The sequence below is a fragment of the Klebsiella sp. Q11 genome (assembly GCF_964241505.1).
Classification (GTDB): Bacteria; Pseudomonadota; Gammaproteobacteria; order Enterobacterales; family Enterobacteriaceae; genus Klebsiella; species Klebsiella michiganensis.
The window spans coordinates 1-683 of sequence record NZ_CAXSXW010000046.1 but is presented as its reverse complement, the minus strand read 5'-3'; the positions used below and the strand labels follow the sequence as shown (position 1 = coordinate 683).

Below are 683 nucleotides of genomic sequence, written 5' to 3'. Positions count from 1 at the left end.
CGGAAGAAGCCCGGATTGTCCTCGATATCTTCCACCACCACCTTCGCGTCGCGCAGCGGGTGTGAGGCCTGCAGCTCGTCGCCCGGGTCGGTCATCTCCGTTACCAGACCGCGCACCCAGGTGTTGAGCTCCAGCTCCAGCAGGCGGCGATCCTTGGTGGTGCCGATGTTTTCACGCTGAACGAGCTTCAGGTAGTGCGCAATACGCGACAGCAGGAAGATATACGGCAGACGGGCGTTGATGCGGCTGTTGGCGGTGGCGTCGGCGGTGTCGTACAGCGCCGGCTTTTGGGCGGAGTTGGCCGAGAAGAAGCAGGCATAGTCGCGGTTTTTGTAGTACGACAGCGGGATAAAGCCGAGGCTGGCGAACTCAAACTCGCGGGTTTCCGGGATCATCACCTCCGACGGGATCTTCACCTGGTTGCCTGTGCCCAGATCGTAGAGGTGGATCGGCAGATCTTTCACCGCTCCGCCCGCCTGCGGGCCACGGATCTGCACGCACCAGCCGTTATTAATAAAGCTTTTCACCATATTGGACGCGAAAGAGAACGAGGCGCTGGTCCACAGGTATTTCTCATGGTCCGGGCCTTTCACCTGCTCGACGTAGTTGAAGCTGCGCACCGGCACGGTGTCCGGACCATACGGCAGGCGGCCCAGCACGCGCGGCATCACCAGGCCGATATA

Annotated in this window: 1 protein-coding gene; it reads right to left on the bottom strand. The window is 61.1% G+C overall.

Going from position 1 to position 683, the window contains the following annotated elements; translation table 11 throughout:
- The coding region (gene tssC / locus ACESQ2_RS28420) for a type VI secretion system contractile sheath large subunit (protein WP_373171598.1) at positions 1-683 on the bottom strand (683 nt) is incomplete at both ends.